The sequence below is a fragment of the Neomegalonema sp. genome (assembly GCF_028688855.1).
Classification (GTDB): domain Bacteria; phylum Pseudomonadota; class Alphaproteobacteria; order Rhodobacterales; family Rhodobacteraceae; genus Neomegalonema.
Genome location: NZ_JAQTXI010000014.1, coordinates 25,851 through 49,581, shown reverse-complemented (window position 1 = coordinate 49,581; position 23,731 = coordinate 25,851). Strand labels below are relative to the sequence as shown.

The window sequence follows — 23,731 nt, the reverse complement described above, 5'->3', positions numbered from 1 at the left end:
TCAAGGCTTCGCACCCCATGACCGCCTCCGCTTTCGGCTCCCGTCTTCCGCTCTCCGAGACCTTCGCCAGCCTCGACGCCATGGCGCGCGAGCGGATTCTCATTCTCGACGGCGCGATGGGCACCCAGATCCAGGCGCTGGGGCTGAGCGAGGAGGATTTCTCCGGCCCGACGAGCCATGGCGCAGGCTGCGGCTGCGGGCTGCATCAGGGCGACGGCAGGCCGCAGCAGGGCAACAACGACCTGCTCAGCCTGACCCGCCCGGACGCCATCGAGGAGATCCACTACCGCTACGCCAAGGCGGGGGCGGACATCGTCGAAACCAACACCTTCTCCTCCACCCGCATAGCTCAGGCCGATTACGGGCTTGAGGAGAAGGTCCATGCGCTGAATTTCGAATCCGCCCGCATCGCCCGCAAGGCTCTGGACCGCGCGACCGCCGAGGACGGGCGTCCGCGTTTCGTGGCGGGGGCGCTCGGGCCGACCAACCGCACGGCCTCCATCTCGCCCGATGTGAACGACCCCGGCTATCGCGCCGTGACCTTCGAGGATCTCCGCCTCGCCTACGCCGAGCAGATCCGGGGCCTGATCGCGGGCGGCGCGGACCTCATCCTCATCGAGACCATCTTCGACACGCTCAACGCCAAGGCGGCGATCTTCGCCTGCGAGGAGGTCTTCGCGGAGAATGGATTGCGCCTGCCGGTGATGATCTCGGGCACCATCACCGATCTCTCCGGCCGCACCCTCTCCGGCCAGACGCCGACCGGATTCTGGCATTCGGTGCGCCACGCCCGGCCTCTGAGCGTCGGATTCAACTGCGCCCTCGGCGCCGAGGCCATGCGGCCCCATCTCGCCGAGGTTTCCGCCGTGGCGGAGACGCTCGTCTGCGCCTATCCGAATGCGGGCCTGCCCAACGCCTTCGGCCAATATGACGAATCGCCGGAATACATGGCCGCTCAGGTCGAGATCTTCGCCCGCGAGGGGCTGATCAACATCGTGGGCGGCTGCTGCGGCTCGACGCCGGAGCATATCCGCGCCATCGCGGCGGCGGTGGCCAAACATCAGCCGCGCGAGATCGCCTCTCCCCCGCCGCAGATGCGGCTTTCGGGGCTGGAGCCCTTCATCCTCACGCCCGAGATTCCCTTCGTCAACGTCGGCGAGCGGACCAACGTCACGGGCTCGGCGCGGTTCAGGAAGCTGATCGTCAACGGAGATCTGGCGGCGGCGCTCGACGTGGCCCGCGATCAGGTCGAGAACGGCGCCCAGATCATCGACGTCAACATGGACGAGGGCCTGCTCGACAGCCGCAAGGCCATGGTCGATTACCTGAACCTCGTCGCCTCCGAACCCGACATCGCCCGGGTTCCGGTCATGATCGACAGCTCCAAATGGGAGGTGATCGAGGCCGGACTCCAATGCGTCCAGGGCAAGCCCATCGTCAATTCGATCTCGCTGAAGGAGGGCGAAGAGGCTTTCCTCCATCATGCGCGGCTCTGCCGGGCCTATGGCGCGGCGATGGTGGTCATGGCCTTCGACGAAACCGGACAGGCCGACACCGAAGACCGCAAGTTCGAGATCTGTTCGCGCGCCTACAAGCTGCTGACCGAAGAAGCCGAGATCGCGCCGGAAGACATCATCTTCGATCCGAACGTCTTCGCCGTGGCGACCGGAATCGAGGAGCACAACAATTACGGCGTGGACTTCATCGAGGCGACGCGCCGGATCCGTCAGGCCATGCCCCTGACCCATGTTTCAGGCGGCGTCTCGAATCTCTCCTTCTCCTTCCGGGGCAACGAGCCCGTGCGCGAGGCGATGCATGCGGTGTTCCTCTATCACGCCATCAAGGCGGGGATGGACATGGGCATCGTCAACGCCGGGCAATTGGCGGTCTACGATTCCATCGAGCCGGATCTGCGCGAGGCCTGCGAGGACGTGATCCTCAACCGCCGCCCCGACGGCACCGAACGCCTGCTGGAGATCGCCGAACGCTTCAAGGGCGCGGGCGGCAAGGAGAAGGCGGAGAAAGACCTCACCTGGCGGACCTGGTCCGTCGAGAAACGCATCGAACATGCGCTGGTCAACGGCGTGACCGAATATATCGAGGCCGACACCGAAGAAGCCCGCCTTCAGGCGGCGCGGCCTCTGCATGTGATCGAGGGCCCGCTGATGTCGGGCATGAACGTCGTCGGCGACCTCTTCGGGGCGGGCAAGATGTTCCTGCCGCAGGTGGTGAAGTCGGCCCGCGTGATGAAGCAGGCCGTCGCCGTGCTGACCCCCTTCATGGAGGAGGAGAAGCGCCTCAACGGCGGCGAAGGCCGCCGCAGCGCCGGACGCATCCTCATGGCCACCGTCAAGGGCGACGTCCATGACATCGGCAAGAACATCGTGGGCGTGGTCCTCGCCTGCAACAATTACGAGATCGTCGATCTGGGCGTGATGGTCCCCGCCGCGAAGATCATCGAGACCGCCCGCGCCGAGAACGTGGACGTCATCGGGCTGTCGGGCCTCATCACGCCGTCGCTGGACGAGATGGCCCATGTCGCCGCCGAAATCGAGCGCGAAGGATTCGATCTGCCTTTGCTCATCGGCGGAGCGACCACCAGCCGCGTCCATACGGCGGTGAAGATCCATCCGCGCTACGCCCGCGGCCAGACGGTCTACGTCCCCGACGCCAGCCGCGCGGTGGGCGTGGTCTCGGCTTTGCTCTCGCCGGAGCAGAAGCCCGATTACGTCGCGGGAATCCGCGAGGAATACCGCAAGGTCGCCGAGGCCCATGAACGCGCCGAAGCCGAAAAGCGGCGTCTGCCTCTGGCGGCGGCGCGGGCCAACCCCTTCAAGGCCGATTGGGCGAGCTATGATCCTCCGGCGCCGCAATTCCTCGGGACGAAGGTCTTCGAGGATTGGGATCTCGCGGATCTGGCGCGCTACATCGACTGGACGCCCTTCTTCCAGACCTGGGAGCTGAAAGGCCGCTTCCCCGCCATCTTGCAGGATGAGCGCCAGGGCGCGGCGGCGCGGGCGCTCTGGGCCGACGCTCAGGCCATGCTCAAGAAGATTCTGGATGAAAAATGGTTCCGTCCCCGGGCGGTGGTGGGCTTCTGGCCCGCGCATTCCGTCGGCGACGACATCCGCCTCTTCACCGACGAGAGCCGCGCGCAGGAGCTGGCGACCTTCTTCACCCTCCGCCAGCAGGCGACCAGGCGCGACGGCAAGCCCAACGTGGCCTTGTCGGATTTCGTCGCGCCTGCGGAGTCCGGCAAGCGCGATTGGGTGGGCGGCTTCGTGGTCACGGCGGGCATCGAGGAAGTGGCCCTCGCCGAACGCTTCGAGCGCGCCAACGACGATTACTCCGCCATTCTGGTCAAGGCTCTGGCGGATCGCTTCGCCGAGGCCTTCGCCGAGCGCATGCACGAGCGCGTCCGCAAGGAGTTCTGGCCCTACGCCGCCGACGAGGCCTATGCGCCCGAGGAGCTGATCCTCGAACCCTATCGCGGGATCCGTCCGGCGCCGGGCTATCCGGCCCAGCCCGACCATACCGAAAAGGCGACGCTCTTCCGCCTGCTCGACGCCGAGGCCGCCACGGGCGTGAAGCTCACCGAGAGTTACGCCATGTGGCCGGGCTCTTCGGTTTCGGGGCTCTATGTCGGCGCGCCGGAGGCCTATTATTTCGGCGTCGCCAAGGTCGAGCGCGATCAGGTCGAGGATTACGCCGCCCGCAAGGGCATGGCCGTCGAGGAGGTGGAGCGCTGGCTCGGCCCGATCCTCAACTACATGCGCCCGGCGGCTCAGGCGGCGGAATAGAGCGCAATCCGAAAACTGGGAACCGGTTTCCGGATAAATTGCGCGACCACAAAAAACATCAGGAAGGCGGCGGAGCCGAAGCTCCGCCGCCTTGTCTCATCCTTCAGCCCGGGCAGAAGCTCAGTTGACGAGCGTGGCCTCGGTCTTGGCGCGGACTTCCTCTTCGGTCACGCCCTCGGCGACCTCGAGCAGCTTCAGCCCGCCCGGCACCACGTCGAAGACCGCGAGATCGGTGATGATCCGGTCCACGACCTTCTTGCCGGTGAGCGGCAGGGTGCATTCCTTGAGCAGCTTGGAGGCGCCGGTCTTGTCGGCGTGCTGCATGATGACCACCACGCGCTCGACGCCCGCCACCAGATCCATGGCGCCGCCCATGCCCTTCACGAGCTTGCCCGGCACCATCCAGTTGGCGAGATCGCCCTCCTGCGAGACCTCCATGGCCCCCAGGATCGCGAGGTTGATATGTCCGCCGCGGATCATGGCGAAGCTGTCCGCCGAGGAGAAATAGGAGGTGCGGTCAAGCTCGGTGATGGTCTGCTTGCCCGCGTTGATCAGGTCGGCGTCGACCTTGTCCTCGGTGGGGAAGGGCCCCATGCCGAGCATGCCGTTCTCCGACTGCAAGGTCACGTCCACCCCTTCGGGGATGTAGTTGGCGACCAGCGTCGGAATGCCGATGCCGAGATTGACGTAGAAGCCGTCGCGAAGCTCTCTGGCGGCGCGCGCCGCCATCTGGTTGCGGTCCCAGGCCATGGCCGTTTTCTCCCTCAAGCCGGACGGGTGGTGCGCTGTTCGATGCGCTTCTCGTGAGGGCCCTGGATGATCCTCTGGACGAAGATTCCGGGCGTATGGATCGCGTCCGGCCCCAGCGCGCCGACGGGCACGATCTCCTCGACCTCGGCCACCGTGACCTTGCCGCAGGTGGCGACCATCGGATTGAAGTTCCGCGCCGTCTTGCGATAGATCAGATTGCCCTGGGCGTCGCCCTTCCAGGCCTTGACGATGGAGAGATCCGCGCGGATGCCGCGTTCGAGGATGAAGGTCTCGCCGTCGAACTCCTTGTGCTCCTTGCCCTCGGCGACGACCGTGCCCACGCCCGTGCGGGTGTAGAAGCCGGGTATGCCCGCGCCGCCCGCCCGCATGCGCTCGGCGAGGGTGCCTTGCGGATTGAATTCGAGCTCGAGCTCGCCGGAGAGATATTGCCTCATGAATTCGGCGTTCTCGCCGACGTAGGAGGCGCACATCTTCCTGACCTGGCGCGTCTGGAGCAGGATTCCGAGGCCGAAATCATCCACGCCGGCGTTGTTGGAGTAGACGGTCAGATCCTTCACCCCCGACTCCCGCAGCGCGAAGATCAGAAGCTCGGGGATGCCGGAAAGCCCGAAGCCTCCCGCCGCGATGGTCATGCCGTCGAACAGAAGGCCGTCGAGGGCCTCCGCCGCGGTGGAATAGACTTTATTCGCCATAACGTCGCTCCGCGCCTCCCCGCAAAACTGCATGCGCGCCCTTGCGCGCCGTCCAAGAGGTATTCGCCCGTGGGATTCGGGTCAATCTTCATGTCGCTTCGCACAAAAACGCCGCGCGCGGGCGTCCGGTTTCCGGACTCCCGTCACTCCGCGCCGAGCGGAACCGCCGGCGCCTTGGCCCGCAGGATCACCCGCGTGCCGATCTCCATGAGCGGCGGCCCCATGGCGTCGGCCTGCCATTCGGCGCCCGCCGCGCGCACCCAGTAGGTGGCGTCATGGCCCTTGAACTCGCGGCCGACGATCTCGCCCGCCCCGGCGGCGTCGGGCTCCAGCCCGAGGTCTTCGGGACGCAGCGAGAGCAGCACCTCGCCTTCGGCGGGCGCCGCCAGAGGCAGGAGCCCGAGCGGCGTCTCGGCCTGAGCTCCCCGCGCCGCCCCCGCGAGCAGATTCGTCCGCCCGAGGAACTGCGCCACGAAGGCCGAAGCAGGGCGGGCGTAGACCTCTTCGGGGCGGCCGATCTGGAGGATCCGGCCTTCGCGCATCACCGCCAGACGATCCGCGAAGCTCAGGGCCTCTTCCTGATCATGGGTCACGAAGAGCACGCCCAGACCCGTCGCCTTGAGGATGCGGCGGATCTCGCGGCGGGTCTTCGCCCGCAGGGCGGCGTCGAGGTTGGAGAAGGGTTCGTCGAGCAGGATCAGCTTCGGGCGGGCCGCGAAGCTGCGCGCCAGAGCCACGCGCTGTTGCTGTCCGCCGGAGAGCTGGTCCGGATAGCGCGGTCCGTAGCCTCCCAGACCCACCATGTCGAGGAAACGATCCGCCTCGGCTTCGCGGTCGAGCCGGGGGCCCTTCACGCCGAAGGCGACGTTCTGCGTCACGGTCAGATGCGGAAAGAGCGCGTAATCCTGAAACACCACCCCCACGCCGCGTTTCTCGGGCGCGAGAGGGAGGGCGTCGCGGCCCTCGATGCGGATCTCGCCGGAATCCGGCGTCTCGAATCCGCCGATCATGCGCAGGGTGGTGGTCTTGCCGCAGCCCGAGGGCCCGATCAGCGCGAGGATCTCGCCGGGCGCCAGATCGAAGCCCGCCTCCTCCACCACCGGACGCGCCGCGCCGGGAAAGCGCTTCGTCAATCCGCGCGCGCTGAGAAGGGGTTGGCTCATGATCGATCCTCGGGAAGTCGGCCGCGTCCCGAACCTTCGTAACGCAGGATCAGCCCGACGAACAGACTCGAGAACAGCACCAGAGCCAGGGCGAAAGGCGCCGCTTCGGCCATCATGCCCTCGGAGGTGCGGCTGAAGACGTTCATCGACAGCGTCGTGTAGCCCGTCGGCGCGAGCAGATAGGTGATCGGCAATTCCTTGCAGATCATGATGAAGACCAGCAGCCCGCCCGCCGCCATGGGTCGGCGCAACTGCGGCAGGGTCACGCGCAGGAAGGCCCCGAGACCCGAAGAGCCCAGCGCCCGCGCCGCCTCCTCGCGCCGCGTCCCGATCCCCCAGAGCGCCAGACGCAAGGGCCCGAGCGTCAGCGCGAGGAAGCTCAGCACATAGGCGAAGATCAGCACGGCGAAGCTCTGGTAGAGCGCGGGCGCGGCCCTCAGGGTGAAGAAGACCATGGCCAGCGCGAAGGCCAGAGGCGGCAGCGCATAGCCCAGATAGGCCAGACGCTCCGTGATCGCCGAGAGCCGCGAAGGCCAGCGCGCCGCCAGCAGAGCCACCGGCAATCCGCAGAGCACCGCCAGCAGGGCCGCAGGCGCCGCCGTCGCGATGGTCCGCAGGAAGCTCCCCCCGAGCTGCGCCCAATCCATGTCGGGCAGGCCCCGGAGCATCCAGTGGACCAGCGCCAGCAGCGGCAGTCCGAGCGAGGCCAGAAACACCAGCCCGAGGAAGATCCAGGCCGCGACCCGCCAGGCTCCGAGCGCGACCGGCGTCGCGGGGCGCGCCACGCCCGTCCCCACCCGCGCGAAGCGCCGGTTGCGGGCGAAGGCGGATTCGGCCCAGACGAAGACCAGAGTCAGCGCCATGAGCATCAGCGAGAGCCAGGCGGCGTAGGTGCGGTCGAAGGCGGAGCTGTATTGCGTGTAGATGGCCCAGCTGAAGGCCTCGTAGCGCATGAGCGCCACCACGCCGAAATCGCCGAGGACGTAGAGCCCCACCACCAGAGATCCCGTCAGCAGGGCGGGCCGCAGATGCGGAGCCTCCACCGCCCAGAAGGCGCCCCAGCGCGACCGCCCGAGGCTGCGCGCGCTCTCGATCAGGCCGGGATCCACCCCCGCCAGAGCCGAACGCAGATTCAGGAACATGTAGGGGAAGGTGTAGAGCGACAGCGCCGTCGCGGCGCCCCAGAGCCCTTCGAGCCGGGGCAGCCTCACCCCGAAGAACTGGTTGGCGAATCCGTAATAGCCCGACATGCCGAGGATCGCATAGGCCATGACGTAGCCCGGAATCGCCAGAGGCATGACGCAGAGAAAGGTCAGAAGCCCTTTGCCCTTCAGGTCGCTGCGCAGGGTCAGCCAGGCCAGAGGCAGCGCGATCAGCGCGTTGAAGGCCAGCACGAGGGCCGTCAGCTTCAGGGTGTTGGTCAGCAGAAGCAGATTGCGCGGCCGCCAGACGAGGCTGTGCAGCGTGGCGGCGTCGGCGTCGAAGGCGCGGGCGAGCAGATAGCCGAAGGGAATCAGCATGGCCGCCCCGACTCCCAGAGCCGGGAGGAGCAGACCTGAGGGCGCCCTCCGTCCCGCAGGACGAAGAGCGCCGGAAGCCGCAGGCGCGGCGGTCAGAGCAGCCCGACGTCGCGCAGCAGCGCGAGCGTGCCCTCGAGGTCGGAGATCTTGTCGATGTCCACATGGGGGCTGACTTCGATCAGCTTGTCGAGCGGCATCAGCGTGGGATCGGGGATGACGCCCGCCGTCACGGGATATTCGTTGCCTTCCAGCGTGATGTATTGCTGGGCGGCCGGCGAGAGCAGGAAGTCGAGGAAGACGCGGGCGTTCTCCTGATTGTCGCTCGCCGCGACGATTCCGGCTCCGGCCACGTTCACCAGATTGCCGATGTCGCCGACGCCGAAGGGAGTCTGGGCCACGGGATATTCCGGATCCGGCCCGGTGTAGCGGCCGAGGTAGTAATTGTTCACGAGGCCGAAATCGACTTCGCCGTCGGCGATGGCTTCGATCTGGGTGCCGTTGTTGCGATAGACCTTGGCTTCGTTGGCGATCATGCCTTCGAGCCAGGCCTTGGCGGCTTCGTCGCCCTCGGCGACGCGGAAGGCCGTGACGAAGGCCTGGAAGCTGCCGTTGGTCGGGGCCCAGGCCACGCGGCCCTTGTATTTCGGATCGGTCAGATCCTTGATCGAGGCCGGGAGGTCGCCCTCCTCGACGCGCTCGGTGGAGTAGACCAGCACGCGCGAGCGGCCCGAGGTGGCGGCCCATTTGTTCGCCGGATTGCGATAGACGGGCAGCAGCCCTTCGTTCACCTCGGCGGGGAGATCGGCGAAATGGGGCGCGACCGCGCCCAGCGAGCCGCCGTCCTGAGCCCAGAACACGTCGGCGGGGCTGTTGGCGCCTTCCTCGATGAGGAGATTCGCCAGTTCGGCGGTGCCGCCGTAGCGCACTTCGGCGTCGAGTCCGGTCTGGGCCTCGAAGAGGGAGATCACCGGCCCGATCAAGGCTTCTCCGCGTCCGGAATAAACGGTCAGATCGGCGGCGGCGGCGGGCAGGCTCAGGGTCACGGCGAGACCGAAGGCCGTCAGTCGTTTCATCGTCGCTCTCCATGTGGGGAGTGGAAATCTGATCGAATTCAAGCGTTCGCGGAACGCGCAGGAGCGGAAGACGCGCGGCGTTCCAATCGAAAGGCGTGGAAAGGGTATATGAAATCGGACCAAATGCGTCAACTATTCCCGCGCCCCCCGAGGCGGACCCGCGACGGAAGCGACGGGGAGGATCGGCCCGGCGTCAGGCGCTTCCCCCTGCGCCGTGATCCGGGCCTCTCATTCTCCCGGAGAAGCCGGGCGATTCATCCTGGCGTCGGAAGCGTTGCTTTTCGGCGTCCCGGGAAATCCTCAGGGCGAGGTCCGCTTGAGGCGGACCGGCGTCACACCAGCCGGAGCCGCGTTTCCTCCGCGGCGCCGCCGATGCTCACGCCGCGATAGCGGCAGGCGCCCGTCCGCCGCTGGAAGGTCGAGACGCCCAGCAGCCAGACCCGCAAGGCCTTCGTCGCGGGGCCGCCGATGATCTCGCGGTAATCCTGCGCGAGGTTGCGGCTCTCGGAGAGCCATTTCCCGAGGTCTGCGCGGCCGCTGCGCTGCACGAGATGGGTCTCGATCATGTTCCAGCCCGGCAGAGGGCAGCGGAAGACGGTTCCCTGCGGAATGGCGGCGCTCCACATGTAGGTCAGATCCTGGCCGTCGTCGTACTCCACCGCGATGGAGAGATAATCATGCGACGGGATCTGGTCCTCCGCCACCAGAGACGGCAGCTCCTCCACGATCCAGTCCCAGTCGAGGCGCAGATCCTCGGTCAGATCCAGATTCACGTCGCGGCGCAGAATCGCGACCTGCTTGTGGGTCCGGCAATTCATCTCGCCCTCGCCGGAGCGGAAGACGCCGCCCTCGCCGAAGTTGAAATGATTGAACCAGCCTTCCGGCGTGACATGCGGAAAGACCGCCCGCTCATGCGCCTGAGCCAGAATCCCCGCCGCGTCGCCCTGAGCCTTCATCAGCGCCAGACCCTCGCGCGGATCGACGTCCCAGAGGATCGCCACGCCCTCGATGCGCCCGTCGGCGGCCAGATAGGCGTCCAGCGGGCCCCAGAGATCGCCCTGTTCGTTCGCCCATTCGCTCGCCGAGCGCGCGATCTCGATGGGACCGTCGCCGTCGGCGGTCATGGTGCCGAAATTCAGCGAGGGATTATACATCGCTCCGCCCGACACCCGCGCATGGAACACCACCCCCGGCTCGAACCAGAGATCCAGCTCGCGCAGCAGATGCCAGCGCCCGCTGAGCAGGAAGGTGACCTGCTGACCCGCCTTCACCTCGGGGAGCTTCGTCTCCCAGGGGCGCGTCGAGCCGGTGATCGTGAAGGGCGCGATCCGTCCGAGCGCCGCCCCTCCGGCGCGGTCGTAGGCGGAGCGGATCGCCGCCGTGAAGTCGCCGTCCGCGAAGAGCCGCGCGGCGGCGGGATTCGCCAGCCCCCCCAGACCGGAAGCCAGTCCGGCGGCGCCGAGGCCGAGCAGCGCCGAACGGCGCGAAAGGTGAATTCCGTGAAGAGCGCAGGGCATGGCCGATCCTCCCAGGATGAAGCTGTCCTCCCCTCTAGGGCTTCCGGCGGATCGGCGGGTCAGGCCCCTGTCAGATTCCGGTCAGAAAGGGGGGATCTGCGACCAAGGTCTGAAGGCCGGGCGGCTCCGCATGGACGCGGGCGCATGCTAGCCTCGCGCCATGAGGCTGAACGCAGGAGAATCCGGCCGCAACCGGGACCGGAGGCGGGATTGGGGGATTTCGGCCCTCGTGGCGGCGCTCGTGGCTCTGCCGGCGGGGGCCCTGACGCTGCTCGGGCTCTGGTTCGCCGAGGCCGAACGCGCCGTCTCGCTCCAGACGCGGCGCCAGACGGCGCAGGCCGAGGCTCAGGCGCAGGCGGGCGCGGTCATGGAGGGGCTGGAGGCGGAGACGCGGCGTCTGGCGGAATCCGTCGGCGCGGCCTTCCGCGCCGAGGGCTCGGACGGGTTGAGGCGCGCCTATCTCACCGAGCCCGTCATCGCCGCCGTCGCGCTTTTCGGCCCTGCTCTGGAACGCCTCTTTCCCGCCGGACAGGAGGCCCTGCTCTTCGGAGAGGACCGCCTCATGCGCCAGGCGGCGCCGCGTCTCGACTCCCTGCGCGCGGAGGCCCTGCGCATGGGTTCGGCATGGTCCGGCACGCCGCGCGAGGCCGCCGCTCCGGCGCTGCATTGCCGCAAGGCTCCTCCCGGCGTGGTCTGCCTGCTGCTGCGCCCCGAGGCTCTGGCGGAGCTCGCGGCCCGGCTCGCGGCGCCCGCCCGGCTGGTCGATCTGGAGGCCCCGCAGGAGTCCGGCGCCGAAGAACGGGCCTTCGGACTCCTGCCTGCGCCTTTCGCGGGCTTCGCCCTGGCTCGGGAGGCGCCGCCCGCCCCGAGCCGCAGCCCCTTCGCTCTGGCGCTGCTGCTGGCGCCGACGCTGCTCGGCTCGGCGGCGGCGGGGCTCTTCGCGCTGCGGGCGCATCGGCTGAAGCTGAAGGCCGCGCGGGTCCGGCTCGACGCCCTGGCCGAGGTCTCGCATGATCTGCGGACGCCGCTGGCCAATCTGCGCCTCTACGCCGATCTGCTGCGCCGCGCCGAGGGGCGTCCCGAGAAGATCGCCCGCTGCGCGACGGTGATCGAAGAGGAGACCATCCGCCTGTCCCGCCTCGTCGAGGGCGCCTTGACGGCCTTCGTCGCGGAGGCGCCGCCGCCGCCCGCTCCGGAGACCCACAGCCCGGACGCTCTGGTGCGCGCCCTGCTGGAGCGTTACGGCCCGAGCTTCGGCGGCGCGCCGGTCCTCGATCTGCGCAGCCCGGAGCTCGCCCGCTTCGACGCCAGGGCCTTCGAGCGCGTCCTGTTGAACCTGCTCGACAACGCCCGCAAATACGCCCCCGGCGCCGTGGTGGAGATCGCCACGCGCCGCGCGCCGGGAGAAATCCGTCTGATCGTCTCCGACGCGGGCCCCGGCGCGGGATCCCGCAGCCCCTCGCCGGAGGGGGCGGGCGGCTTCGGACTCGGGCTGAAGGCCTGCGCGGCTCTGGCGCGTCAGGCGGGCGGCGAGTTCGCCGCCGAGATCGCGCCCGAGGGCGCGCGCTTCGCCCTGAGCCTGCCCGCATTTCCGGGAGGCCCCTCATGAACGCCGGGCCGCGGATCCTCGTCGCCGAGGACGATCCCGCCTTGCGCGAGGGGCTGCGGGATCTTCTGGAGATGGAGGGCTTTTCCTGCCGCCTCGCCGCCGACGGCGCGGAGGCTTGGGCGGCCTTCGCCGAAGAGGCCTTTCCGCTGGTCGTGCTGGATGTGGTGATGCCCGGCCGCGACGGCCTGAGCCTCTGCCGCGAGATCCGCCGGGCGGCGCCGCTCACGCAGATCCTGATGCTGAGCGCGCGGGGGGAATCCTTCGACAAGGCGCTGGGGCTGGAGTTCGGCGCCGACGACTACATGGCCAAGCCCTTCGATCCGGCGGAGCTGCGGGCGCGCGTCGGAGCCATGGCGCGGCGGGCGGCCTGCGCGCCTGCTCCGGAGGAGGCGGCTTTCCTGATGGATGATCTGCGCATAGATCCTGCGGCCTTCGTCGCGATCCGGGAGGGCCGGAGGATCGAGCTGACCCGTCGCGAACTGGCCTTGCTGCGGCTTCTGCATCGCCATGAGGGGCGCCCCGTGGACCGGGACGCTCTGCTCGACGAAGGTTGGGGACGCGACCATCTGCCCAACAGCCGCGCGCTGGATCAATATATCTCGGCCTTGCGGGCGAAGGTCGAGCGGGAGCCGCAAGCTCCGCGGATCATCCGCACGGCGCGAGGCCTGGGCTATCTCTATCTCCGCCCCCGCGACGGCGAGTGAAGGGCCTTCACCACCGCCGCGGGGTCGAATGCGTCCGGTCCCGTCAGTAATGGACGGAGAGGGCGTCGATCCGGGGAGCCTTCGGCGGAGCGAACTTGGTCAGATCGATCCCCTCGACGGCGGCCTTGTATTCCTCGGCGCTCGGCGTGCGGCCGAGGATCGCAGAGAGCACCACGACCGGAGTCGAAGCCAGAAGAGACTCGCCCTTCTTGTCCGCGGTGTCCTCCACGACGCGGCCCTGGAACAGGCGCGTCGAGGTCGCCAGAACGGTGTCGCCCTTCTCCGCCTTCTCCTGGTTGCCCATGCAGAGGTTGCAGCCCGGGCGCTCCAGATAGAGGATGTTCTCGTATTCGGTCCGGGCCTTGCCCTTGGGCGCCAGATCGTCGAACTCGAAGCCGGAATAGCGCTGGAGGATCTCCCAATCCCCTTCGGCCTTCAGCTCGTCGATGATGTTGTAGGTCGGGGCGGCCACCACCAGCGGAGCCTTGAACTCCACCTTGCCCTGAGCCTTCTCCAGATTCTTCAGCATCTGGGCGACGATCTTCATGTCGCCCTTGTGCACCATGCAGGAGCCCACGAAGCCCAGATCCACCTTCTTGGAGCCGCCGTAGTAAGACACCGGGCGGATCATGTCATGGGTGTAGCGCTTGGAGACGTCGGCGTTGTTGACGTCGGGATCGGCGATCATCGGCTCGTCGATCACGTCCAGATCCACCACGACCTCCGCGAAATATTTCGCATTGGCGTCAGGCGTCAGAGCGGGCTTCTCGCCCGAGCGGATTTCGGCGATGCGCGCGTCCGCCTTCGCGATCAGGCCCCTGAGCGTGCCCGCGGCGTTCTCCATGCCCTTGTCGATCATGATCTGGATGCGCGACTTGGCGATCTCCAGAGACTCGATCAGCGTGTCGTCCTGCGAGATGCAGATCGACGCCTTGGCCTTCATCTCGGCCGTCCAGTCGGTGAAGGTGAAGGCCTGATCCGCCAGCAGCGTCCCGAGGTGGACCTCGATGATGCGCCCCTGGAAGACGTTGTCGCCGCATTGCTTGAGCATCTGGGCCTGCGTGGCGTGCACCACGTCGCGGAAGTCCATATGCGGCTGCATGGAGCCCTTGAAGGTCACCTTGACCGATTGCGGAATCGGCATGGTCGCTTCGCCGGTCGCCAGCGCCAGCGCCACGGTGCCGGAGTCGGCGCCGAAGGCCACGCCCTTGGACATGCGGGTATGGCTGTCGCCGCCGATGATGATCGCCCAATCGTCCACGGTGATGTCGTTGAGCACCTTGTGGATCACGTCGGTCATCGAATGGTAGACGCCCTTCGGATCGCGGGCGGTGATCAGGCCGAAGTTGTTCATGAAGGACATGAGCTTCGGAATATTGGCCTGAGCCTTCTTGTCCCAGACGGAGGCCGTATGGCAGCCCGACTGATAGGCGCCGTCCACGAGCGGCGAGATGACGGTGGCCGCCATCGCCTCGAGCTCCTGGGCGGTCATCAGGCCGGTGGTGTCCTGAGAGCCGACGATGTTCACCTTGACGCGCACGTCGGATCCGGCGTGCAGCACCTTGCCCGGCGTCACGCCGACGGCGTTGCGGTTGAAGATCTTCTCGACGGCGGTCAGGCCCTGGCCCTCGACGCTGATCTCCTTGTTCGGCGCGAAGACGAGGGGCGCCTCGACCCCGAGGGTCTGGGCGGCGAAGGTCTGGAGCTTCTTGCCGAAGACGATGGCGTAGGAGCTTCCGGCCTTCATGAACTCCATCTTCTGGGGCGTGAAGGCGGCGGCGACGTCCACCAGCTCCTTGCCGTTCTCGTCGCGGAGCTTCTTGGTCTTCACGTCGATGACGAAGACGGTTCCGGTCTCGACCGAGAATTTCTGTTCGAGGATCGGATTGCCTTCGCCGTCGAGGACCGGCTTGCCGTCGGCGCCGGTCTTGCGGACCCAGTTCTTCAGATTGACGCCGATTCCGCCGGTCACGTCGACGGTGGTGGCGAAGATCGGCGAGATGCCGTTGGTGCCCGCCACGACCGGAGCGAAGTTGACGAAGGGCACATAGGGGCTCGCCTGCTTGCCGGTCCAGAGCGCCACGTTGTTCACGCCGGACATGCGCGAGGAACCCACGCCCATCGTGCCCTTCTCGGCGATCATCATCACCCGCTTGTCGGGGTGCCTGGCCTTCAGCGCCACGATCTCCTGTTGCGCCTCGGGGGTGATCATGCACTGGCCGTGCAGCTCGCGGTCGGAGCGCGAATGCGCCTGATTGCCGGGCGAGAGCAGATCGGTCGAGATGTCGCCTTCGGCGGCGATGAAGGTCACGACCTTGATCTCGTCCTCGACCTCGGGGAGCTTGGTGAAGAATTCGGCCCTGGCGTAGCTTTCGAGGACGCCCTTCGCCACGGCGTTCCCCGCCTTGCAGGCGTCGCGCAGGCGGAACATGTCGGCGTCGTAGAGGAAGACCTGGGTCTTCAGCACCTCGCCCGCCTGAACGGCGAGCGCGGCGTCGTTCCCGAGGGCGATGTCGAGCAGCGCCTCGACCGAGGGCCCGCCCTTCATGTGCGACAGGAGTTCGAGGGCGAAGGCGGGCGCGATCTCCGGGACGACCGTCTCGCCGAGGATGATTCGCTTGAGGAAGGCCGCCTTGACTCCCGCGGCGCTCGTGGTGCCGGGGAGCGTGTTGTAGATGAAGAACCTGAGGGCGTCGGCCCGGCGCTCGTCGCCGGGAGTCTCGATCAATGCGATGATTTCACCGACGAGTCCGCCGTCGTCGATCGGTTTGGGAGCGAGTCCTTGAGCCTCGCGGCTTTTGATCTCGGCCAGGTAATCGGAATAAAGGTTCATCGCAATCCCCACGTCATGAGGCGTACGGAGCTGAAACGCAGCGCCACCGACCAGCATCGTTCATCCGCCCAGAATCTGGGAGCCCGGGCGCATTCTGCCAAGACCGACCGACAAGTTATCGCATTTCATTCCTGCATTTCAGCAAAAAAAATACGTTCTCCTCTGCGGGCGCCCCTGCGGGAGGCGGTCCGGGAGGAGCGCCGCGCGGACCCGTCTGACGGGAATCATGGAACCCGTTGATTTCGCCCCGCTTGTCTTGCGGCTCCGACAGACTGGCGAAGCATCCGCCATTTCCACCTCCGGATTCCGGCGTCGGTCTGGAGCGGATGAGCCAAGCGGACAAGATGGAATCATCCGCCCTCCGCCCTCATCCTCCGCTCACAACAAGGGCTTCCCAAGGCGCGCGCGAAGGCCTAATCTGCCTCTCCAGCGACGGGAGAGTCCGGACCCTGCGGGGAGCCGGCGCCGAAGGAGCAACCGCCCCGGAATCTCTCAGGCCCCGAAACCGTCGCCGGACCAGGACTCTGGAAAGAGGCGGACGCATCCGCGAGCCGCCCGCCGAAGGAGTAACGCTCTCAGGCGCAGGAAACAGAGGGGGCGCGGAACCGTCGATCCCGGAGAGGCTTGCGCCTCGGCCGGAAGGCGTCGCCGCCCCTGAAGCCGCCCGCCGGAGACCGCTCATGAGCGCCCCCCTGCTGACCACCCCGCTGACCGAGTTCCACCGCGCCCAGGGCGCGCGCATGGCCGGATTCGCGGGCTACGACATGCCGATCCAATATCCGGCGGGGGTGCTCAAGGAGCACCTCGCCACCCGCGAGGGCGCCGGGATCTTCGACGTCTCGCATATGGGCCAGATCGCGATCCGCCCGCGTTCGGGCGGCGTCGAGACGGTCCTCGCGGCGCTGGAGCGGGTCACTCCCGCCGACGCGCTCAGCCTCAAGCCGGGGCGCCAGCGTTACGGGCTCTTCACCAACCGCGACGCCGGAATAGAAGACGACTTCATGTTCGCCAACATGGGCGATCATGTGCTTCTGGTGGCCAACGCCGCCCGCAAGGCCAATGACGAGGCCATCCTCAAGGCGGGCCTGGCGGATCTCTGCCTGGTGGAGGCGATCCCGGATCGCGCCCTGATCGCCCTGCAAGGCCCCAGGGCCGCCGGGATCCTCGCGGGATTCTCGCCCGAGGCCGCCGACATGAAGTTCATGGATTACCGGGTTCTTCCGCTCATGGGCGCTGAGGTCTGGGTTTCGCGTTCGGGCTACACCGGCGAGGACGGCTATGAGATCTCGCTGCCCGCGGCCCTCGCCGAGCCCTTCGCCGAGGCTTTGCTCGACAAGGGCGCGCATCTGGCGGGCCTCGGCGCGCGCGACAGCCTGAGGCTCGAAGCCGGACTCTGCCTCTACGGCGCCGACCTCGATGCGACCACCACCCCCGTCGAGGCGGCTCTGGAATGGGCTCTCGGCAAGGCCCGCCGCCCCGGCGGAGCACGCGAAGGCGGCTATCCGGGCGCCGGGCGCGTCGCGGAGCAGATGGCCAAAGGCCCGAGCCGTCGCCGCGTGGGCCTCAAGCCCGAGGGCCGCGCGCCCATCCGGGCGGGCGTCAAGATCTTCACCGAAGAGGGCGAGGCGGGAATCGTGACCTCCGGCGGCTTCGGCCCGAGTCTCGGCGGGCCCATGGCCATGGCCTATCTCAGGCCCGAGGCGCTGGAGCGCCCTCTCTTCGCCGATCTGCGCGGCCAGCGTCAGCCTGTGGCGCTCGCCGAGCTTCCTTTCGTCCGCCAAGGCTATGCGCGCTGATCCGGCGCCTTCGGTTCCCAGGAGACTCCCCATGCTGAAATTCACCGCCGATCACGAATGGATCCGCATCGAGGGCGACGTCGCCACGGTCGGGATCACCGTCCACGCCCGCGACCAGCTGGGCGACGTGGTCTATGTCGGGCTGCCTGAAGTAGGCGCGACGGTCGCTCAGGGCGACGCCATCTCCGTGGTGGAGTCGGTCAAGGCGGCCTCCGACGTCTATGCGCCGCTCTCCGGCGAGATAGTCGAGGTCAACGAGGCCCTGAACGGCGCGCCGGAGCAGGTCAGCGCCGATCCTCAGGGCGAGGGCTGGTTCTTCAGGATCCGCCTCAGCGAGCCCGCCCAGCTCGAAGCCCTTCTGGACGAAGCCGCCTATCTGGCGAGCGTCGGGTGATCTCATGACCGAACAGAACGCTTTCGCCCGTCGCCATAACGGCCCGGACGCCGCCGAGATCGCCGCCATGCTGAAGGTGGTCGGCGCCTCGAGCCTCGACGCCCTGATGGCCGAGACGGTTCCGGCCTCCATCCGCGCCAGGGCGCCCTTGAGTCTACCCGCCGCCCTCACCGAACATGAGGCCCTGGACGAGATCCGCGCTCTGGCGGCGCGCAACACGCCGATGATCTCGCTGATCGGCCAAGGCTATCACGGCACGCTGACGCCGCCCGTGCTGCTGCGCAACGTCTTCGAGAATCCGGCCTGGTATACGTCGTATACTCCATATCAGCCGGAGATCTCCCAGGGCCGCCTTGAGGCTCTGCTGAACTTCCAGACCATGATCGGCGAATTGACCGGTCTGGAGATCGCCAACGCCTCCCTCCTCGACGAGGCCACCGCCGCCGCCGAGGCCATGGCTCTGGCGAAGCGCGGCGCCAGGTCGAAGGCGAACGCCTTCTTCGTGGATTCCGACGCCCATCCCCAGACCCTCGCGGTGATCCGCACCCGCGCCGAGCCCCTCGGCTGGGAGGTGATCGTGGGGGATCCGCTGAAGGATCTCGACGCCTCCAAGGTCTTCGGCGCGCTGATCCAGTATCCGGGCTCCAGCGGGGCGCTCCGCGATCCGCGCCCGGCGGTGGAGGCTCTGCACAAGGCGGGAGCTCTGGCGATCTTCGCGGCGGATCCTCTGGCGCTGGTCCTGCTGACCTCGCCGGGCGACCTCGGCGCGGATGTGGCCGTGGGCTCGACCCAGCGTTTCGGCGTGCCTATGGGCTGGGGCGGACCTCACGCCGCCTATATGGCCACCCGCGACGCCCATAAACGCATCCTTCCGGGCCGCATCGTCGGCTTGTCGGTGGATTCGCGCGGCGCTCCGGCGCTTCGTCTGGCGCTTCAGACCCGCGAGCAGCATATCCGCCGCGAAAAGGCGACCTCCAACGTCTGCACGGCTCAGGCGCTTCTGGCGATCATGGCCGGGCTTTACGCCGCTTGGCACGGCCCCGAGGGCCTGACCGCCATCGCGCGCCGGACCCACGCCCTGACCTTGCGTCTGGCGGAGGGCCTGAAGGCTCTGGGCTTCGCGCCGGAGGCGGACGCCTTCTTCGATACGCTCACCGTGCGGGCGGGCGATCAGGCCGCGCAGATCCTCGCAGCCGCGCGGGCCGAGGGGATCAATCTCCGCGATTCCGGCGGCGGCCGCATCGGGATCAATCTCGACGAGACGACGACTCCCGCCGTGGTCGAAGCCGTCTGGCGGGCCTTCGGCGGCTCGGAGGCTTTCGGCGCAGCGCCCAGGGCTTCGGCCATCCCCGAGGCCCTGCGCCGTCAGGACGCCCCGCTGAAACATCCGGTGTTTTCGCGCTACCGCAGCGAAACCGAGATGATGCGTTATCTGCGCAAGCTGGCGGATCGCGACCTCGCGCTGGACCGGACGATGATTCCGCTCGGCTCCTGCACGATGAAGCTCAACGCCGCCGCCGAGATGACTCCGGTCTCATGGCCCGCCTTCGCGAACATGCACCCCTACGCCCCCGCCGATCAGGCGGAAGGCTATCGTGAACTGGTGGATCAGCTTGCGGCGGCGCTCTGCGAGATCACCGGCTATGACGCCGTCTCGATGCAGCCCAATTCCGGCGCTCAGGGCGAATATGCGGGCCTGCTCTCCATTCGCGGCTATCACGCCAGCCGCGGCGAGAGCCACCGCAAGATCTGCCTCATCCCGGCTTCGGCCCATGGCACCAATCCGGCCACGGCGCAGATGGTGGGCTATGAGGTGGTGGTGGTCTCCTCCACGCCGGAGGGCGAGGTGGACATGGCCGATCTCGCCGCCAAGGCCGGGAAGCACGCCGCCCACCTCGCGGCGATCATGATCACCTATCCCTCGACCCATGGCGTCTTCGAGGAGAACATCCGCCAGATCTGCGACATCGTGCATGAGCATGGCGGACAGGTCTATCTCGACGGCGCGAACATGAACGCTCAGGTCGGGCTCTCCCGGCCCGGCGACTACGGCTCGGACGTCTCGCATCTCAACCTGCACAAGACCTTCTGCATTCCCCATGGCGGCGGAGGCCCCGGCATGGGCCCCATCGGCGTCAAGGCGCATCTGAAGCCCTTCCTGCCGGGCGATCCGGCGACGGGCGAAGGCGGCGCGGTTTCGGCGGCGGCCTGCGGCTCGCCCTCGATCCTGCCGATCTCCTGGATGTATTGCCGGATGATGGGCCCCGACGGCCTGACCGAAGCGACGAAGCTGGCGATCCTCAACGCCAATTACATCGCGGCGCGTCTGGCTCCGCATTTCCCGGTGCTCTATTCGGGCGCCAAGGGCCGCGTGGCGCATGAATGCATCCTCGATCCGCGCGGGTTGAAGGAGACCACGGGCGTCACGGTGGACGACATCGCCAAGCGCCTGATGGATTTCGGCTTCCACGCCCCGACCATGAGCTTTCCCGTCGCGGGGGCGCTGATGGTGGAGCCGACGGAATCCGAGGCCAAATCCGAGCTGGATCGTTTCTGCGCGGCCATGATCGCCATCCGCGAGGAGATTCGCGCGGTGGAGGAAGGCCGTCTGCCGAAAGGCGACAACCCCCTGAGCCACGCGCCCCATTCCGCCGCCGATCTTCAGGAGGCCTGGACCCGCGCCTATTCCATCGCTCAGGGCTTCTTCCCGGCGGGGGTCTCGCCGCAGGACAAATACTGGCCCCCCGTCAACCGGGTGGACAACGCCCATGGCGACCGCAATCTGATCTGCGCCTGTCCTCCTCTGGAGACCTACGCCCAGGCCGCGGAATAACCGGAGCGCAATCCGAAAAGCGGGAACCGGTTTTCGGATGAATTGCGCGACCGCTCGAGAATCTCCCGGCCCGCTTTCCTGCAAGGCGGGCCGGAAGCTTTGCGCGTGACCCTCGGCGGGGGCGCGGCTATCATCCGGACCTCCCGCCCTCTCCAGACAGGCGCGCCATGGCCGGACCCAAACGCTTCGCGGACACCCAGTTCGATCTCTTCGTCCCTTACATCGCGGACATGCCGCTGCGGGACCAGATGGAGATGATGGAGCGTCCCTTCTTCTCTCTGGCCAAGCGCCGCCGTCAGAAGCCCATCGAATACGTCAGCCCGGACGGCTCGGTCTTCGTGAACGTCTTCCCGAACCAGGAATTCGGCATGGCGACCATCTGGGACGCCGACATCCTCATCTGGGCGGCCTCGACCCTCTGCGAGATGAAGCGCAAGGGCCTCAACGACGTGCCCCGCACGATCCATTTCCAGCCCTATGATCTTTTGCAGACCATCTGCCGCCCGACGGGAGGGCGTCAATACATGCTGCTCCGCGAGGCCCTGGCGCGGCTTCAGGCGACGACCGTCGTGACCAACATCCGCGCCTCCAAGGGCAAGAAGCACCGCCAGTTCAGCTGGATCGAGAGCTGGACCGACCTCGTGGACGAGGCCAGCGGCCAGAGCAAGGGCATGAGCGTCACCCTGGCGGAATGGTTCTACGAGGGCGTGCTCATGGAAGGCGGCGTGCTCTCCATCGACCCGATCTACTTCTCGATCACCGGCGGGCGCGAGCGCTGGCTCTACCGCGTGGCGCGCAAACATGCGGGCGGCGCCGGAGAGGAAGGCTTCGCCATCTCGCTGAACACCCTCCACGAGAAATCCGGATCCGAGGGCGGCTTCCGGCGCTTCAAGTTCGAGATGCTGAAGATCGTCCGCGAGAACGCCATCCCTCAGGTGGACCTGGCCCTGGAAGGTCCGGAGGCCAACCTCCTGATCCGCATGACCCGCGCGGACGGCAAGGGCGCAGCTCAGGCCGGCAAGCGCAAGACCGCTTCCGGAGCCGCCGCTCCCTCTGCCCGCAAGGCGCGTGCGGAGGAGGAGCCGCAGGCTCTGGATGAAAAAACCATCTCCTTGATCCAGAAGGATTTTCCTGAAATGGATCTGCCCAGCGTCCAGAAGCGCTTCGATTTCTGGATCGAGCAGGATCCCAAGCGCGCCCCGCAGGATTACAACAAGGCGCTCTACGGCTTCGCCCGCAGGCAGAGCGGTCGACGCGACGCCTGACGGGCGTTCCCAATGTGCCGAGATCCGGGAGAGACGCCGTCCTCCCGCCCGGCCTTTTCCTCAAGATCATGTGACGCTTCGATGAATCCGGTCCTCACGCAGGGCCGGAGCGGCGGTCTTTCGCCTCCGTCCCCACGGGGACACCCCTTTCGACGCCCCGGCTTCGGCACATCGGGAACGCCGGAAGGGCGCCTCCTCGTCGAAAGGCGAGGAATCCTTCGGCACATCGGGAACGCTTCCCGCCCACGCAGGACGTCCGGCCCCTCCGGAAGGCGTCTTCGCTCCGCTCCCCCTCTCCGGAGGGTCAGGCCTACGCCTGTCTTCGGCACATCGGGAACGCTCCGGACCCGGGCCGGAGGCGCTCCGGGAGACCCCGAAACCCCCTCCCGATTCCCGCGGGCTTCGGCATTTCGGGAACGCTTATCCACAGGGCTCAGGAAGTTATCCCCATGATTCACAGGATTCCCCCGGATTCGGCAGTTATCCACAGGCTTGAAAATCGGCTTCGGCACATCAGGAACGAAGTCTCGGCACATCAGGAACGAATCCTTCGGCACATCAGGAACGAATCCTCGGCACATCAGGAACGCACGCTTTTCGCAAGCCTCTGGAATCATTGAGAGAAAACACCCTCGAAAATCCCTTAACTCTTTAACAGAATCCTTAAATCTCTAACCCCCCGCCCGCAAGGTTATCCACAGCCCTTCTCCGGCCCGAGGCTTCGCGCCGAAACGGGCGAAACCCGCCGGAGACGACAGGCGGGAGAGAGGACGCAAGCCGGGGGGGCGGAGAAAGACGAAGAAAGGGGAAAGAGCCGACGGAAAGGTCCAATCTCTCTCTCCGAATAACCATATGAGATTTCCATATACGGATTTCCTAGGAAAATCCGCCCCTTCATTCTATAGCCGAATAACGACGGCCCAGCTGAAAGCCAAGACATGTCCGCCATCCCGTCCACCTCCACGCTCCCCGATCCCTTCGCCCTGGCGGAGCTCTTCCGGACTCTGGCTCTCGAAGGGGGTCGGGCGATCCTGAGGCTGCGCGGCTGCCTCGCCAGAGACAAGGCGGACGGCTCGCCCGTCACCGAGGCCGACCTCGCGGCCAACGCCGTTCTGGAGGAAGGTCTGAAGGCGGCCTGGCCGCAGATCCCCGTCGTCACCGAGGAGCGCGAAGCCGACCACGCCTCCGGCGCGCCCGCCGAGGCCTTCTTCCTGCTCGACCCTCTGGACGGCACGAAGGACTACGCGCGCGGCGGCGAGGACTTCACGGTCAACGTCGCGCTGATCGTCCGGGGCGAGCCCGTGGCGGGCGTGGTCTACGCGCCCGCGCATGACCGCCTCTACCGCAGCCTGCCCGGAGGCGGCGCCGAGGCGGAGACGCCCTCCACGGGCCGCCGCCTGCCGCTCCAGGCCCGCCGCGCGCCGCGCAGCCCCCTCGTCGCCGTGGCGAGCAAGTCCCATGACGAGCCGCAGACCCGCGCCTGGCTCGCCGCGCGTCCGGATCTGAAGGTGGAGCGGATCGGCTCCTCGCTGAAGTTCTGCCTCCTGGCCTCGGGAGAGGCCGACGTCTATCCGCGGCTCAGCCGCATCCGCGAATGGGACATCGCGGCGGGCGACGCCGTGCTGCGCGCCGCCGGCGGCGTCACGCAGGATCTCGCGGGCGCGCCGCTGCGCTATGGGGCGCCGGGCTTCGTCGCCCCCGAGTTCGTCGCCTTCGCGCCCTCCTATCCAGCTTCACGCCCATCAGGTTCATAAGGTCGTC

The 23,731-nt window shown here is 67.5% G+C and carries 15 protein-coding genes and 1 riboswitch; of the genes, 8 read left to right on the top strand and 7 right to left on the bottom strand.

Features of this window, described 5'->3' with window-relative positions; translation table 11 throughout:
- Nucleotides 1-17: 17 nt before the first annotated feature.
- The gene (metH, locus tag PHN62_RS11715) at nucleotides 18-3,800 is read left to right on the top strand and encodes a methionine synthase (RefSeq protein WP_300150762.1); all 3,783 of its coding nucleotides are present in this window, start codon (nucleotides 18-20) and stop codon (nucleotides 3,798-3,800) included.
- A 120-nt stretch (nucleotides 3,801-3,920) separates the two neighbouring features.
- Here metH and PHN62_RS11710 read toward each other — a convergent pair whose 3' ends face one another.
- From PHN62_RS11710 to PHN62_RS11685, 6 genes are all read right to left on the bottom strand, one after another.
- Nucleotides 3,921-4,550 (bottom strand): CoA transferase subunit B, encoded by a 630-nt coding sequence (locus PHN62_RS11710; protein WP_300150760.1) that lies wholly within the window; start codon nucleotides 4,548-4,550, stop codon nucleotides 3,921-3,923.
- A 14-nt stretch (nucleotides 4,551-4,564) separates the two neighbouring features.
- On the bottom strand, nucleotides 4,565-5,263 hold the full coding sequence (locus PHN62_RS11705) for a CoA transferase subunit A (protein WP_300150757.1): 699 nt from the start codon (nucleotides 5,261-5,263) through the stop codon (nucleotides 4,565-4,567).
- Between the two features lie 143 nt (nucleotides 5,264-5,406).
- On the bottom strand, nucleotides 5,407-6,426 hold the full coding sequence (locus PHN62_RS11700; RefSeq protein ID WP_300150754.1) for an ABC transporter ATP-binding protein: 1,020 nt from the start codon (nucleotides 6,424-6,426) through the stop codon (nucleotides 5,407-5,409).
- The gene (locus PHN62_RS11695; RefSeq protein WP_300150752.1) at nucleotides 6,423-7,946 is read right to left on the bottom strand and encodes an iron ABC transporter permease; all 1,524 of its coding nucleotides are present in this window, start codon (nucleotides 7,944-7,946) and stop codon (nucleotides 6,423-6,425) included. Before PHN62_RS11695 ends, PHN62_RS11700 begins: the two co-directional genes overlap by 4 nt.
- 92 nt (nucleotides 7,947-8,038) lie before the next feature.
- Complete coding sequence (locus tag PHN62_RS11690) at nucleotides 8,039-9,019, bottom strand: iron ABC transporter substrate-binding protein (RefSeq protein ID WP_300150749.1); 981 nt, start codon at nucleotides 9,017-9,019, stop codon at nucleotides 8,039-8,041.
- Between the two features lie 332 nt (nucleotides 9,020-9,351).
- Nucleotides 9,352-10,536, bottom strand: coding sequence for a DUF3047 domain-containing protein (locus PHN62_RS11685; protein ID WP_300150746.1), 1,185 nt, complete (start codon nucleotides 10,534-10,536; stop codon nucleotides 9,352-9,354).
- A gap of 160 nt (nucleotides 10,537-10,696) precedes the next feature.
- On the opposite strand from PHN62_RS11685, the gene PHN62_RS11680 reads away from it, so the two are divergent.
- Together PHN62_RS11680 and PHN62_RS11675 are read left to right on the top strand one after the other, a co-directional pair.
- Nucleotides 10,697-12,145: a HAMP domain-containing sensor histidine kinase gene (locus tag PHN62_RS11680; protein ID WP_300150743.1), complete on the top strand. Its 1,449-nt coding sequence runs from the start codon at nucleotides 10,697-10,699 to the stop codon at nucleotides 12,143-12,145.
- Nucleotides 12,142-12,849, top strand: coding sequence for a response regulator transcription factor (locus PHN62_RS11675; protein WP_300150740.1), 708 nt, complete (start codon nucleotides 12,142-12,144; stop codon nucleotides 12,847-12,849). The genes PHN62_RS11680 and PHN62_RS11675 overlap by 4 nt, the downstream gene beginning before the upstream one ends.
- A gap of 43 nt (nucleotides 12,850-12,892) precedes the next feature.
- Here the strand turns inward: PHN62_RS11675 and PHN62_RS11670 are convergent, their stop codons facing one another.
- On the bottom strand, nucleotides 12,893-15,682 hold the full coding sequence (locus PHN62_RS11670) for a bifunctional aconitate hydratase 2/2-methylisocitrate dehydratase (RefSeq protein ID WP_300150737.1): 2,790 nt from the start codon (nucleotides 15,680-15,682) through the stop codon (nucleotides 12,893-12,895).
- A 423-nt stretch (nucleotides 15,683-16,105) separates the two neighbouring features.
- Nucleotides 16,106-16,200, top strand: a riboswitch (glycine riboswitch).
- A 162-nt stretch (nucleotides 16,201-16,362) separates the two neighbouring features.
- Here PHN62_RS11670 and gcvT point away from each other — a divergent pair.
- The 5 genes from gcvT (at nucleotide 16,363) to cysQ (ending at nucleotide 23,724) form a co-directional block, all read left to right on the top strand.
- Complete coding sequence (gene gcvT / locus PHN62_RS11665; protein WP_300150735.1) at nucleotides 16,363-17,478, top strand: glycine cleavage system aminomethyltransferase GcvT; 1,116 nt, start codon at nucleotides 16,363-16,365, stop codon at nucleotides 17,476-17,478.
- Nucleotides 17,479-17,509: 31 nt separating this feature from the next.
- The gene (gene gcvH / locus PHN62_RS11660; protein ID WP_300150733.1) at nucleotides 17,510-17,872 is read left to right on the top strand and encodes a glycine cleavage system protein GcvH; all 363 of its coding nucleotides are present in this window, start codon (nucleotides 17,510-17,512) and stop codon (nucleotides 17,870-17,872) included.
- Between the two features lie 4 nt (nucleotides 17,873-17,876).
- Nucleotides 17,877-20,705: an aminomethyl-transferring glycine dehydrogenase gene (gene gcvP, locus PHN62_RS11655; protein ID WP_300150730.1), complete on the top strand. Its 2,829-nt coding sequence runs from the start codon at nucleotides 17,877-17,879 to the stop codon at nucleotides 20,703-20,705.
- 167 nt (nucleotides 20,706-20,872) lie between these two features.
- Complete coding sequence (locus PHN62_RS11650; RefSeq protein WP_300150727.1) at nucleotides 20,873-21,970, top strand: replication initiator protein A; 1,098 nt, start codon at nucleotides 20,873-20,875, stop codon at nucleotides 21,968-21,970.
- A gap of 938 nt (nucleotides 21,971-22,908) precedes the next feature.
- Nucleotides 22,909-23,724, top strand: coding sequence for a 3'(2'),5'-bisphosphate nucleotidase CysQ (gene cysQ, locus PHN62_RS11645; protein WP_300150724.1), 816 nt, complete (start codon nucleotides 22,909-22,911; stop codon nucleotides 23,722-23,724).
- The last annotated feature ends 7 nt before the right edge of the window (nucleotides 23,725-23,731 follow it).